This is a genomic window from Larkinella punicea, assembly GCF_003334855.1.
Taxonomy (GTDB): domain Bacteria; phylum Bacteroidota; class Bacteroidia; order Cytophagales; family Spirosomataceae; genus Larkinella; species Larkinella punicea.
Map to the genome: position 1 here is coordinate 102,897 of NZ_QOWE01000012.1, position 12,430 is coordinate 115,326.

A 12,430-nucleotide genomic window follows, 5' to 3' on the forward strand; every position below is an offset into this window, starting at 1 on the left:
TACTTTTGACTGTTTGGTTAGTTTTCAACTGGCAAAACAATCCCGCCCTCTCTTCCGAAGAGGTCTTCACAGGCAGGCGGGTACTTTTCGGGTCGGTAATGCTGGTACCATTACCGACCTTTTCTACGCGTACTACTTACATCCTTTACTATAAATAACGATTTGTGTATCAATCACTTCGTAAGTGGCATGGATACTGCGACAAAGCAAATCGAGCTTCTCGAATAAGGATTCGTCGGCCAGCGTTGCCGTAATCTGGCAGTGTTTCAGCAATTCGTCGTCATACAGAATGTCGATCCCGTAGGTCTGACTCAGTGCCTGAAAAATCTGCGGTGCCGGGGTTTCTGCATAGCTGATTTCCGATGGCTGACCGGCGGTTTTAATCGGCACCGGCTGGGCAATGAGCGACTTTGCGAACCGGTTATCGGCTTCTGTCAGGGCCACCTGCTGATTCGGCGTCAACACCACGCCTTCCGGTTTGGCCTGCTTTTGTTCCAGATCACGCGTCCGAAACACCGACACTTTACCGGTTTTGACAATCACCCGACTCTCCGGCATCCCGGCCTCCGCTTTCACCCAGAAACTGGTTCCCAAAACCCGCGTCACCAATTTTTCCGTGATGACCAGAAAAGGCCGGGCCGGATTGCGCGCGACTTCAAAAAAAGCCTCCCCTTTTAAAAAAGTCCGGCGTTCCGTTTCTGTAAACCGTTTGTCATAGTGCAGGCTGGCAGCGGGCGAAAGCGTCACGCGGCTTCCATCGGGCAAGGGTACCACCAACGGCTGCAAAGTCGGGTTCGTTACGGTGATCTGGTCATGGGCTTGCGTTGACACCAGGCCCGGTAACACGCTGAATTGCGTGCGGTTTTGATAAAGAATTGCGGCCCAACCCAATCCCGCCAGCACAAAAACGGCAGCGGCCATCCGGCTCCAGTTCCAAAGCGGAATGGTCCGAACCGACGGTTCCTGCTTTTGCCGGATTTTGGCCCAGGTCTCCCGAATGACCTCATCCCGTTCGGCGTTGGAAACTGGTTGATGCGGCATTTCCAACGTCCGCAGCAACGCCCTGGCCTGGTCGATGGTTGCTTGCTGTTCCGGATGAAGACGTACCCATTCGTTCCAGAAAGCGTCGGTTTGGTGCGTCGGGGCCAGAACCCATTCGCGAAACCAGTCGTCTTTCAGGAATTCCTCAACCGTAAAGTAAGCGTAGTTGAACATCGGCGCGTGGGGCTTTTACTCAGAGATGCAGCCGCGCGAAAGGACATACCCCATTTTTTTGGCAATTGAAGAAAATAATTGGAAAGCGGTTTTAAGCGACCAGAAAACCGACCAGAACGAGGGTCAGATCGACGGGAATTACCCGGCGAAGGGCGAGCAAAGCCTTCTGCAACAGGTTGGAAACGGACTGGTGTGAGATGCCCATCACCTCGGCAATCTCCTCCCGATCCAGATTCTGGTAATATTTCAGATAAATGATTTCGCGCTGACGGCGGGGTAGTTCATTCAGATACCGGGCCACCTGCTGCGACTTCCGGACGATGCTTTCGCGCTCAATCAGGATCAATTCCGGCGAAGGTTCGAAATAAAAATCACCATCGTTTAGCTGATCCGTAAGGGATAGGAAATACGGTTTGGACAAACTCCGCACCAACCGCCGACGCAGAGACGTGAGCAGATACGCCTTGACCGACGTGGGTTGCGACAACCGGTGCCGGTGGGTCCAGAGGTCGATAAACAACTCCTGAATGTTGTCTTTTACCAGTTCCTTGTCCTTGCTGTATTTGCTGCCGTAATTGACCAATGCGCCATAAAACCGCTCCATCAGCTTCTGGAAGGCGGTTTCGTCGTCGGTCACAAAAGCATCCCACTCCCGCCGGTCGGCGGCCAGGGCTGGCAGGTAAACCGGTTTCACATTCATAGCGGCTGGTTAAGGATGCATAGTTAGGCAATTTGGTCTGCAAAAAACAGGGATCGGCGGAATGGTAAAACAAACTTAACAACGGTCTTCTACTCATCCCAACAGACCGATCGTCAGACCCATTCACCGACAAATTCGCCCGGTTTACCTATAATTGCCGATCCAACGCAACGAAACGGGGCCTTTCAGCGATATAGATAGAAACCAAGCACAACTTTACCATCTATAGCAACTGCAGCATGGAACGCAAAGAATTTTTGAAAAGGACTTTTTCCGCATTGGGTATGGCTGCGATCATGCCCATGGTTGGCGCCTGCTCAACCGACGACGCCGTGGAACCGACGACAACCACCGGAACAGGCACCACGACCGGCACTACCACCGGAACCTGCACCGAAACCTCCAACGAAACCGAAGGTCCTTTCCCCACCAAGACGCCCACCAGCCTGGTTACCAACAACATCACCTCCGACCGGCAGGGAACCAAGCTGACCATCAAGATTACCGTTCAAAACAAAAACAACAGTTGCGCCGGGTTGACGGGGGCTTTGGTGGACATCTGGCACTGCGACGCAGCCGGAAACTATTCCGAATACGGCGGTACGCAGATGCAGTCGACCAACTACCAGAGCGTCCATTTTCTGCGGGGACGCCAGACATCCGACGCCAATGGGCTGGTGACCTTTACCAGCATTTATCCCGGCTGGTACAGCGGTCGCGCTCCCCACATTCACGTCCACGTCTATGATTCCACTGGCAAATCGTTGAAAATATCCCAAATTGCTTTTCCGGAAGACATCAGCAAGGTGGTGTATGCACAGGGCGTATACGCCAGCCACGGCCAGGCCGACACCACCAATGCCCGCGACAACGTTTTCAGCGATGGTACTTCCACGAACATGTCAGTCGTAACCGGAAGCCCATCAGCGGGTTATGAACTCACCTGGGCGATTGTCGTACTGGCGTAGTTTCTCATCAACCGGATACTCAACCGTTATGCTTACCGAAACGGAAGCCCAAATTTACCTCTCCGATCAGCGCGGCTGCACGCAGTCCGCTGATCACCGGAGTTTTCATACCTTCAATTTCGGGCTGTATCAGCACGAAAGCCGACGGCCTTTTGGCGCCCTGACGGTTTTTAACGACGATACGTTACGGGCCGGTAAAAGCCAAATTCTGACGGTCGATAAACCAACTGAAGTGTTGCTCATTCCGGTGGTTGGCGGAATCGAGTTGGTGGATGGTCTCGGAGAAAGCGTTTTTCTGGGAGCGGGTGAAGTCTTTCATTTCACGGTATTACCGGGGCAGGAATACCGGATTAGTAATCCGTTTGAAACTGAAGCCGTTAACTATCTGCTGCTTGGTCTGAAGGCCAGCCCAACGGGTTTCGAAAGCTCCGAACGTTTTCCGCTGACGACTTTTGACCTCCAGTACCGCAACCAGCTTGTGCCCTTGTTTTACTCGCTGAACCGCAACAATCTGGGTTTTATCGGGAAATTCGGGGGTCGGCAGGAAGGCGGTTATACCCTGCGCAATGCCCAAAAACGGGCGTTTGTTTTCGCCATCGAAGGCGCTTTTGAAGTTCAGGACCGGCTGCTCCATCCCCGCGATGGGCTGGCGTTGTGGAATCTGGATGCCGTGGAGTTTGAAGCGCTGTCCAATGACGCTATTATTCTGGTACTGGAAGTGTAATAGGCAAGTAATAACTTGATTATCAATGCTTTTTTAATGTAAAATTTCAAATGATGAATGTTAAATGTAAAAGTGTCGAATTGGCAGGTCCTTTTACATTTAACATTCATCATTTGAAATTTTACATTCCAGTTATTCCACATTAAAGTTACTTCACAAAACCGTTTCCTGCATTTGCTCCAAAAGTATTGTGGTCAGCACCGGCTTCGGTGCAAAACCGATCTGGCGGTTCACCAGCTCGCCATCTTTAAAAACCAGGATGGTCGGCATGTTTCGGACTTTATAGCGGGCGGTTACGACGGGGTGCATTTCAACATCCACCGTTGCCACCGTGGCCGAACCGGCAAAATCGGCGGCTAATTCATGAATGATCGGTTCCAGTCTTCGGCACGGCGGGCACCATTCGGCGCTAAAATCCACTAGCAGCACCCCCGGTTTAGCCAGTAGTTCGTTCCAGTTCTGATCGGTTGCATAAACCGCCTTGGTGTGTTCAGTAGTCATGATTTTGATGATTGATTTACTTATTGATTCCGGCAAATCCCCCAAAATCACCCGCGCGCTGAAAAATTTATCCGTTTTCTGACGCCCGTCTCAACTGCTGAATGCATTTGTATTTCTGATTGACGGCGGTATGGCGGTTTTTCCAGCCCATCGTCACCATAAGGTGGTCCATCGGTTCATGGGAGAAGTAAATCGACTGGATAACCCGCTGACAATGACCGGTGATGCGCGCCATCCAGGCATTGAGTCGTTCGTGCTGAACCTCTTCTGGCGAAGGCTCGGGCGAGGTAAAATCGTAGGAGTCCTGAAGAGACAGCAACTGATCGTCGCTGATGGTGACCAGCTTTTCATCCCGCAATTTTTTCAACCAAATGTTCTTCGCAATGGCAAACAAAAACGTTTTCAGCGTGGACGTAAGCCGAAAATCGGGGGCGTTTATTTTTTGGTAGAGCACCAGAACGGATTCCTGGAAAAGATCTTCGGCATCCCCTTCATTCCCGTGGTTGCGCTGAACGAACCGGGCAATGGCTGGATACTGTTTTTTATAAATCCATTCGTACGCCGACGTTTCTCCGGCACGAAGCGATTCAATCAGGCTGTCATCACAAATGCAGTTCATGGCAAATTTCCTATAGCCATTTATACCACGGCGGCCCCAAAAATCACCCGCGGTTTTCGTTTATTATTTAAAGCTTGCTGTCCTCTATTTCAATCCTCTGGATATCAATGCCTTATTTAATATGAACCCGAAAAGACAGTTCAAAAATTATAAATAGTCCTGTTCTGTTTAGCCCCCAACCCCCTAAAGGGGCTATATGCATCAGGATTGAAAAGCCCCCTTTAGGGGGTTGGGGGCTAAACGTATGTTATTTTCATATAATCTCCCACTGCCCCTGGTTACGACTCCGAAGCCAGCGACCGGACTTCGATCTGGCTGGTGTGATACACCAGCGAATACGGTTCGACGCTCTGGGTCAGCCAGACGTTGCCGCCAATGGTTGAATCATGGCCCACTACCGTCCGACCGCCGAGGATCGTCGCGTTGGCATAAATGATCACATTGTCTTCAATGGTCGGATGCCGTTTCCGCGACGCCATCGACTTGGCCACGTTGGTGGCTCCCAGCGTAACGCCCTGGTAAATTTTCACATTGCTGCCGATAACGGCCGTTTCACCAATGACGACGCCGGTGCCGTGGTCGACAAAAAAGGAAGAGCCGATTACCGCATTCGGGTGAATGTCGATGCCGGTATGGCCGTGGGCGTATTCGGTCATCATCCGGGGCAGGAGCGGCACTTGCAGTTCCGTCAAAACGTGGGCGATGCGGTATACCGCAATGGCGTAAAAACCGGGATAAATCGCAATCACTTCTTCTACCCCCGCAGCCGCCGGATCGAACGCCGAGATGGCCTGCGCATCGAGCAACAACTCATCATAGGTACTTGGTAACCGGTCAAAAAATTGTTCACAAGTCCGGTCTTTGTCAGCCGACAAATGCTCATCCAGCGGTTTTAACAGACAGGTAAGCTGGCGGTTTAACTCCCGGTAGGTGTCGGCGGTGCTGACCACAAAAGGCCGACAATCCTGGGTAATGGGAAAAAGGAAACGAATCAGATTGTCGATAAACCGGCCCACGTCGGGTTTGGAAGGCAGGCGGTATCGAAAACTGGCGTTTTGGGTCGCCATCCGTTCAAAGAAATGTTGCTGTTCGGCAGGAGTCATGGAGTGGTCGTTCAATAAAGTCTACGGATAGAATCAATTCGATAGAGTACTATACCTTCTGAGCAAAAAAAATCCTTCTTCCGAAGGGTGATCAGTGTTGTAACTAACTGTGTATCACCTGCCCCATTTTGAGGAAAGACAACAACACGCGTCAATTGAGAGTAAAACGAACATCGGCAACAAATAGTCAGCTAATACGTTGAAAAAGAAACAAAAACACTGCCAAAAAGTTCGTCTCACCGCTTTGGATACAATCTTGCTATGACTAAACTAAAGAACTTCATCGATACTTCCATGTCATACCTCAAAAAAACGGCGGTCACGCTGCTCAGCTCACTCACGGTTACGGTGGTTTTCGCCTTCCTGGTGTCGCTGGCCTGTCAGCCACGCGAGGCCGATGCGGAGGAGTCCACCGATACCCCGGGGACAATCGCTCCCGCAGCCCTGCAACTGGAAAACGCCTTTCCCGGCCTGACGTTCAAACAACCTGTGGAGTTTACGCACGCGGGCGACGGAACGAACCGCGTTTTTGTGCTTGAGCAGGAGGGCCGGATTCGCGTTTTTGAAAACAATGCGGCCACAAAAACCGCCGATACGTATTTAGACATTGTTGGCAAAGTAGCGTCGGGCGGTGAAATGGGACTATTGGGGCTGGCTTTCCACCCTGATTTTGAGCAAAACGGTTACTTTTTCGTCAATTACACCAAAAATAGCCCGCGCGAGACCGTCATTTCCCGATTTAAAGCCACGGCGGGTTCAAACCGGGTCGATCCGGCTACCGAAACCATCCTGCTGAAATATGAACAACCCTACGCCAACCACAACGGCGGCAAAGTGGCTTTCGGGCCAGACGGTTTTCTGTACATTGCCGCGGGCGATGGCGGCAGCGGTGGCGACCCGCAAAACAACGGGCAAAACCTGAAAACGATGCTGGGTAAAATCCTGCGGATCGACGTCAACAAAACCGACAAAGGCAATTACGGGATCCCGGCCGACAACCCGTTTGTCGGCAATGCCAACGCGCTTCCCGAAATCTATGCCTATGGACTGCGCAACCCCTGGCGCTTCAGTTTTGATGCCGAAACCGGCCAGCTCTGGGCGGGCGACGTCGGACAAAACAAACTGGAAGAAATCGATATTATCAAAAAAGGTGGTAATTACGGCTGGCGTTTGAAAGAGGGTCAGGATTGTTACAATCCCGCCAACGACTGCAACCAGGGGCAATTGATCGAACCCATTCACCAGTACGTCCGCAGCGAAGGCGTTTCGGTGACGGGGGGAGCCGTTTACCGGGGCACCAGCCTTCCTGACCTGAAAGGAAAATACATTTACGCGGATTTTGCCACCGGCAAGGTGTGGGCGTTGAGTTTTCAGGGCGACCAAAAAACCGGCAATCAACTGCTCACCAGCGAGGGCGGCCCGGTTTCGGCTTTTGGCGAAGACGCCAAACAGGAATTGTACATTCTCGACCACAGCAGCGGAACGATTAAGCGGTTTGTTACCAAATAGGCAATTGCTTTTTCAACCGATTTTCGATAAATGATGGACAGATTCCACCCGGAGTCTGTCTTTTTTTGTCGTATTTTCTGTAGATTGGTACCAGGAACACCCAATGAGCACCATGTATACGACAACGATCCACACGCCGGTTGGACTGGCTGTCATCAGCGGCAACGAAGACGGTATTGCCAGTGTTCGGTGCAGCAATGATCCCGTTGCCGATTCGGCCTTTGTGCCGGCTGTCCTCTACAAGTGTGCGCGTCAACTGGAGGAATATTTTCTGAACCGCCGTCGATCGTTCGATCTCCCGCTGCGCCCACAGGGTACCCCTTTTCAGCGGTCGGTCTGGCAAATGCTGGCGGAGGTGCCGTATGGAAAAACCATGTCGTATATGGAATTGACCCGGCGTCTGGGCGACGAAAAAGCCATTCGGGCCGTGGCCGCAGCCAACGGGAAAAACCCGATCTGGATCATCATTCCCTGCCACCGCATCATCGGCTCCAATGGCGACCTGACGGGGTACGCGGGCGGTCTGGGGCGAAAAAAATGGTTGCTGGAACACGAGCAGGTTGCCAATGGACAACTAAGTTTGTTTTAGAGATTGATGAAAGTACTCAACAGCCTTCTTCTTCTTTTGCTGATCACCAGCCTTTCCGGTTGTTTTTTCCGGAAGTGGCGGATGAGCGACCGCGAAATTCAGAAACATTTTGCTAACCGGCCCGTCAAACCGACTTTTGTGACGATCGAAAACGACAGCCTGAAACTGTTTGTTGCCAGCGTTGGTTCAGACACCCTGCCCCCTCTCCTGCTGATTCACGGGGCGCCGGGGTCGTGGTATGGTTATTTGCGGATGATCGATGATAGTGCCTTGTACAAGCGGTTTCACATTCTCTCCGTCGACCGGCCCGGTTACGGAAAGTCACGGAAAGGGCGAAAAGCCGTTACGTCCATTGCCAAACAGGCGCAGTGGATCGCCCACGCCCTTAATCTGAATCATTCCGGAAAACCGGCGGTTGTACTGGGTCGTTCTTACGGTGCGCCGGTGGCTGCCCGTCTGGCCATTATGTATCCGAGCCGGGTAAAACATCTCTTCCTGATTTCTTCGCCCCTCGACCCCGAAAAAGAAAAGTTTTTCTGGTTTTCAAAATGGGGAAAAATGGCTCCCGTCAAGTTGTTTATGGACCGGCATATCAATTTGGCTACTGCTGAAAAATACACGCACGTAGCCGAATTACGCCAGCTTGAACCCCTGTGGTCCAAACTGAATATACCGGTAACGTTGATGCAGGGTGGAAAAGACTGGCTGGTCGATCCGTCGAATCTGGATTATGCCAAAAAAATGCTGATCGGCAAACCGGCGGAATACATTTTCCTGCCTGAATCCGGTCATTTGATCACCAATTCCCATTCCGAAATGGTGAAAAGTTTGATTCTCCGCAGTGCCGGGTATTCCACTCCACCCGCCGATGAATCGGTCAATTGAGTTCTAGATAAGAGAGAAAAGACAAGAGAATAAAGACAAGGGAGGAAAGAAAACGCGATTGGGCAACGAAATCACAATATCTTTACCCACTGGTCTTTATTCTATCCTCTTTTCTCTCTTGTCTTTATTCTATCCTCTTTTCTCTCTTTTAACCCCATGATTACCCTCGAAACCATCCAGGCGGCTCACGACCGCATCCGGTCACACATCCACCGTACGCCCATTCTCACCAACCGGACCATCAATGCCATCAGTGGTGCTTCTATTTACTTCAAACCGGAAAACTTTCAAAAAATCGGCGCGTTCAAGGCGCGGGGCGGTTTGAACGCCATTCTGCAACTGTCGGAACAGGAACGGTATTACGGTCGCACGCTCGGCCCCGTCACCACACATTCGTCGGGCAATCACGCGCAAGCCGTAGCCTTTGCCGCGCGGCAGGTTGGCACAAAGGCTTATATCGTGATGCCCCGGACGGCTCCGCAGGTCAAGAAAGAGGCCGTGCGGGACTACGGTGCAGAAATCATCGAATGCGAGCCGACCCTCGAAGCACGCGAAGCAGGTGTTCTGGAAGTCATGGAACGCACCGGGGCGGTTTTGATCCATCCCTTCGATGACGACCGGGTGATTGCCGGACAGGCCACCGCGACGAAGGAACTGATTGAAGACGCCGATTACGAATCGTTTTTCGATGTCATCATGGCACCGGTCGGGGGCGGTGGGCTATTGAGTGGAACGGCTTTGGCTACGCACTACCTCAGTCCGCAAACGAAGGTGATTGCCGGAGAGCCGGAAGGAGCCGCCGATGCCGTGTTGTCCTTCCAAAGTGGTCGGGTTGAAAAAGCGCCTTACATCAAAACCATCGCCGACGGCCTGATGACCAGCCTCAGCGAACGCACGCTGGGGTATATTCGGCAACACGTTTCGGATATTCTGACGGTTTCGGATGCGGAAATCATTGCGGCCATGCGGCTGGTTTGGGAACGGATGAAGATCATCATCGAACCCTCCTGCGCCGTTCCGCTGGCGGCTTTGCTGAAACACAAAGACCAGTTTGCCGGGCAAAAAGTAGGCATTATTCTGACCGGTGGAAACGTCGATCTGGGCAAATTACCGTTTTAAAACGATTCTCACGGCTCCACTGCTGACAGGGTTTCGGCACCCTGACAGGGTCTTTGACCGCTGTCAGGGTGCCGAAACCCTGTCAGCAGTGGCGGATCATACGGCAACTTTCGTTCTCAATACGGTAATTTACGCGTTGTTACCACTTTGCCGATCCGGTAGTTTTGCAACTACTACCTGAAACAACAAAGAACGTGAACGTATTGACCAATACCAGCTTGAGCCATTCCCTGGAACAAGCGGAACTGACTTACTGGCAGGAGTATCTCATTGCGGCCAGCACTTTTCCGGAGACCGCTCCCTACTTCGATCTTCAACCCTTCGGAAAGGAGGTCGTCGCCGGTTTATGCCGGGAGCACGATATTCTGGCTTTCAACCGCTGCCTGGGTTTGGGTCTGACCACAGACCTGAATCCGGCACAGTTGAAACAGATTACGGCTTATTACGCCCAGGCCGGTGTTCCCCGCTTTTTCGTCCCGGTGTTCCCCGGCACCGACCCCTGCCTGCTTGAAAAACACGGTTTCAAGCCGTACAACAACTGGGCGAAACTGATTCGCCGGATTCACCTGCCGCTTAGAGAGACGCCCTGCCCGTTCCAGCTCCGCCCGGCCACGACGGCGGACCGGGACACGTTCGCCCGGATCGTTACGACGGCTTTCAACTGGCCCGACTTGCTGGGGTATTTCTTCGCTTCAACGCTGGAACGCCCCAACTGGCACCATTCCATCGTGATGTCGGGCGCCAAAGCCGTGGCAGTCGGCGCGTTGTTTATTCATGGGAACATTGGGGTCATGGCCGTGGCTGCGACCCTGCCCGAATACCGCAACCGGGGCGCGCAAAACGCCCTGATTCAACACCGCATCCGCCAGGCGCGGGAACTCGGTTGCCGCTACATGTCGGTCGAAACCGCCGAAAACAAACCGGATACGCCGTCCATATCCTGCCAAAACATGCTGAAACAGGGCTTCGAGCTCGCTTACCTGCGACCGAACTACCTGAAAATCATCAAAAAATAACCGTTGCCCATCCAGACCCGCATCACTCACTCTTTCACTCTCTACGCATGTCTATGAACAACCAATCGAACGTGAACCGTCGCGAAATGATCGGTTCACTGCTGCTCGCTTCGGGCGCAGCCCTCACGGAACTGGGATTCACCAAAAAAGGAAATGACCTGAAAGAACGCGGTCGTACCCGCATCGACGGGATGTTGAATGTGCCGAAAGGGCTGGCCGAAGCGGTTAAATTTCCGCTGATCGAAGCCTTGTATGGCCGACGCGCCCGGCGGTTTTCGAAAGGTGCCGAAATTCCCGATGGCCCGCTGACGTTCAAATCGAAGCACCAGCCCGAACCCCTCACGGATCTGCAGCAAATGATGGTCTTGACCGCAGCAACCGGCAATACCGGCTGGCACCACATGATCTACCGGAATGCCAAATATGCCCCCCATCTGGCCAATTATGCGATGGCGGCCGGTGGCCGGACGTTCCCCTCGTCGGCGGGTTTCCATACAACCGAGTTCTTTTTTACCGACGACACGGGTGTTTACTTTTTGCTCACCCGCGACGCCCCATCGCTCGTCAGCAAAGACAAGGGCGACTTTGACCTAACGCACTGGCTGGGCGAGCACCGAAAACGGATTGTGAAACTGCAAAGCGGTCGGCTCAACATTCCCGCGAAAGAGCCGTTTATGGACGGACACAACACCTGGTGTGTGAATGTTCCGGGTAGTACACTGCTCATTCCGGTGGCCGACGTGGCGCAACACATGCTCGGAGCGCTTTGCTTTCTGGTGCAAAACGGCTACGGTATTTACGACGATGTGAACAACCGGAAAATACCGGGGCTGGAAAAATTCAAGCATCTGATCGACATTGAAAATCCCTATCCGCTGACCTTCATGGAGCAGCTTTGCCTGACGGAAGCCACCGCCGAACTCACCACGTCCTGCTATGCCGGGATGCTGATGTTGCAGGCGATGGGCCTGGGCGGCTGGATGTTCGATGGCATCGATAAGTTCAGTTTGCTGGGTGCCAGTGGCGATCCGGCGGTGCCGGGTCTGGGTTTTAAACACCACGCGGTCGACAAATCTCCCCTCCCCAACATCACCGGTTTGCCGGGCGTTTTCGAAGCGTTTTGTCCCCCCCATTACAAGGATATGCTCGAGGCCACAAAGGCGTTGGTGAAACGGAAATTCGGCGATGGCGGGCCGTTCAACCAAAATACGCCGGGGCCGTGGAAAGAAAGCCCCCGCATCCGGTCCAGCGCCCAGTTTCACAGCCCGGAGTTTCAGGAATGTGTCGCCACGATGGCGCAGTATATTTTCGATACCTTCGGAAAATTTCCCGGCACGGTTCCCGCCATTCACTGCCTGACGTACTTACAGGCGCACCACCTCGATCTCGACTTTTACGATCACTATTTCAAAGACGGCAGCTATTTGTATACCCACGCCAACCACAAAAAGTGGTGGAAAGCCTGAGCCTTTTAGTTATCGG

The 12,430-nt window shown here is 52.8% G+C and carries 13 protein-coding genes; 8 read left to right on the plus strand and 5 right to left on the minus strand.

What is annotated here, in order from left to right; genetic code table 11:
* Positions 1–132: 132 nt before the first annotated feature.
* Together DUE52_RS15815 and DUE52_RS15820 are read right to left on the minus strand one after the other, a co-directional pair.
* The gene (locus DUE52_RS15815; RefSeq protein WP_114407001.1) at positions 133–1,215 is read right to left on the minus strand and encodes a FecR family protein; all 1,083 of its coding nucleotides are present in this window, start codon (positions 1,213–1,215) and stop codon (positions 133–135) included.
* Between the two features lie 91 nt (positions 1,216–1,306).
* Positions 1,307–1,915: an RNA polymerase sigma factor gene (locus DUE52_RS15820; protein WP_114407002.1), complete on the minus strand. Its 609-nt coding sequence runs from the start codon at positions 1,913–1,915 to the stop codon at positions 1,307–1,309.
* A 239-nt stretch (positions 1,916–2,154) separates the two neighbouring features.
* Here DUE52_RS15820 and DUE52_RS15825 point away from each other — a divergent pair, with 239 nt between their 5' ends.
* Positions 2,155–2,883: a dioxygenase family protein gene (locus DUE52_RS15825; protein WP_114407003.1), complete on the plus strand. Its 729-nt coding sequence runs from the start codon at positions 2,155–2,157 to the stop codon at positions 2,881–2,883.
* Positions 2,884–2,911: 28 nt separating this feature from the next.
* Positions 2,912–3,607 carry a pirin family protein gene (locus DUE52_RS15830; protein ID WP_229312182.1) on the plus strand — a complete coding sequence of 232 codons (696 nt, stop codon included), beginning with the start codon at positions 2,912–2,914 and terminating at the stop codon, positions 3,605–3,607.
* A 153-nt stretch (positions 3,608–3,760) separates the two neighbouring features.
* Here the strand turns inward: DUE52_RS15830 and DUE52_RS15835 are convergent, their stop codons facing one another.
* The 3 genes from DUE52_RS15835 to DUE52_RS15845 all read right to left on the minus strand — a co-directional run bounded on the left by DUE52_RS15835 (position 3,761) and on the right by DUE52_RS15845 (position 5,830).
* Positions 3,761–4,108 (minus strand): thioredoxin family protein, encoded by a 348-nt coding sequence (locus DUE52_RS15835; RefSeq protein WP_114407005.1) that lies wholly within the window; start codon positions 4,106–4,108, stop codon positions 3,761–3,763.
* A gap of 67 nt (positions 4,109–4,175) precedes the next feature.
* On the minus strand, positions 4,176–4,727 hold the full coding sequence (locus DUE52_RS15840) for an RNA polymerase sigma factor (protein WP_114407006.1): 552 nt from the start codon (positions 4,725–4,727) through the stop codon (positions 4,176–4,178).
* 278 nt (positions 4,728–5,005) lie between these two features.
* A complete protein-coding gene (locus tag DUE52_RS15845; protein ID WP_114407007.1) occupies positions 5,006–5,830 on the minus strand; it encodes a serine O-acetyltransferase in 825 nt (274 codons plus the stop codon).
* A 294-nt stretch (positions 5,831–6,124) separates the two neighbouring features.
* Here DUE52_RS15845 and DUE52_RS15850 point away from each other — a divergent pair, with 294 nt between their 5' ends.
* From DUE52_RS15850 to DUE52_RS15875, 6 genes are all read left to right on the plus strand, one after another.
* The gene (locus tag DUE52_RS15850; protein WP_114407008.1) at positions 6,125–7,339 is read left to right on the plus strand and encodes a PQQ-dependent sugar dehydrogenase; all 1,215 of its coding nucleotides are present in this window, start codon (positions 6,125–6,127) and stop codon (positions 7,337–7,339) included.
* Between the two features lie 112 nt (positions 7,340–7,451).
* The gene (locus DUE52_RS15855) at positions 7,452–7,928 is read left to right on the plus strand and encodes a methylated-DNA--[protein]-cysteine S-methyltransferase (protein ID WP_114407096.1); all 477 of its coding nucleotides are present in this window, start codon (positions 7,452–7,454) and stop codon (positions 7,926–7,928) included.
* 6 nt (positions 7,929–7,934) lie between these two features.
* Positions 7,935–8,813 carry an alpha/beta fold hydrolase gene (locus tag DUE52_RS15860; RefSeq protein ID WP_229312183.1) on the plus strand — a complete coding sequence of 293 codons (879 nt, stop codon included), beginning with the start codon at positions 7,935–7,937 and terminating at the stop codon, positions 8,811–8,813.
* A gap of 156 nt (positions 8,814–8,969) precedes the next feature.
* On the plus strand, positions 8,970–9,932 hold the full coding sequence (locus DUE52_RS15865) for a threonine ammonia-lyase (protein ID WP_114407009.1): 963 nt from the start codon (positions 8,970–8,972) through the stop codon (positions 9,930–9,932).
* Positions 9,933–10,126: 194 nt separating this feature from the next.
* Positions 10,127–10,948: a GNAT family N-acetyltransferase gene (locus tag DUE52_RS15870; protein ID WP_133299853.1), complete on the plus strand. Its 822-nt coding sequence runs from the start codon at positions 10,127–10,129 to the stop codon at positions 10,946–10,948.
* A gap of 47 nt (positions 10,949–10,995) precedes the next feature.
* Entirely contained in the window at positions 10,996–12,414 is a 1,419-nt protein-coding gene (locus DUE52_RS15875; RefSeq protein WP_229312184.1) for a hypothetical protein, read from the plus strand.
* Positions 12,415–12,430: the final 16 nt, after the last annotated feature.

Bases quoted from the DNA above. Each gene is read 5' to 3' on its own strand.
- DUE52_RS15845 (WP_114407007.1), bottom strand. From the start codon at position 5,830: ATGACTCCTGCCGAACAGCAACATTTCTTTGAACGGATGGCGACCCAA.
- DUE52_RS15820 (WP_114407002.1), bottom strand. From the start codon at position 1,915: ATGAATGTGAAACCGGTTTACCTGCCAGCCCTGGCCGCCGACCGGCGG.
- DUE52_RS15860 (WP_229312183.1), top strand. From the start codon at position 7,935: ATGAAAGTACTCAACAGCCTTCTTCTTCTTTTGCTGATCACCAGCCTT.
- DUE52_RS15825 (WP_114407003.1), top strand. From the start codon at position 2,155: ATGGAACGCAAAGAATTTTTGAAAAGGACTTTTTCCGCATTGGGTATG.
- DUE52_RS15865 (WP_114407009.1), top strand. From the start codon at position 8,970: ATGATTACCCTCGAAACCATCCAGGCGGCTCACGACCGCATCCGGTCA.
- DUE52_RS15830 (WP_229312182.1), top strand. From the start codon at position 2,912: ATGCTTACCGAAACGGAAGCCCAAATTTACCTCTCCGATCAGCGCGGC.
- DUE52_RS15855 (WP_114407096.1), top strand. From the start codon at position 7,452: ATGTATACGACAACGATCCACACGCCGGTTGGACTGGCTGTCATCAGC.
- DUE52_RS15840 (WP_114407006.1), bottom strand. From the start codon at position 4,727: ATGAACTGCATTTGTGATGACAGCCTGATTGAATCGCTTCGTGCCGGA.
- DUE52_RS15875 (WP_229312184.1), top strand. From the start codon at position 10,996: ATGTCTATGAACAACCAATCGAACGTGAACCGTCGCGAAATGATCGGT.
- DUE52_RS15850 (WP_114407008.1), top strand. From the start codon at position 6,125: ATGTCATACCTCAAAAAAACGGCGGTCACGCTGCTCAGCTCACTCACG.
- DUE52_RS15815 (WP_114407001.1), bottom strand. From the start codon at position 1,215: ATGTTCAACTACGCTTACTTTACGGTTGAGGAATTCCTGAAAGACGAC.
- DUE52_RS15835 (WP_114407005.1), bottom strand. From the start codon at position 4,108: ATGACTACTGAACACACCAAGGCGGTTTATGCAACCGATCAGAACTGG.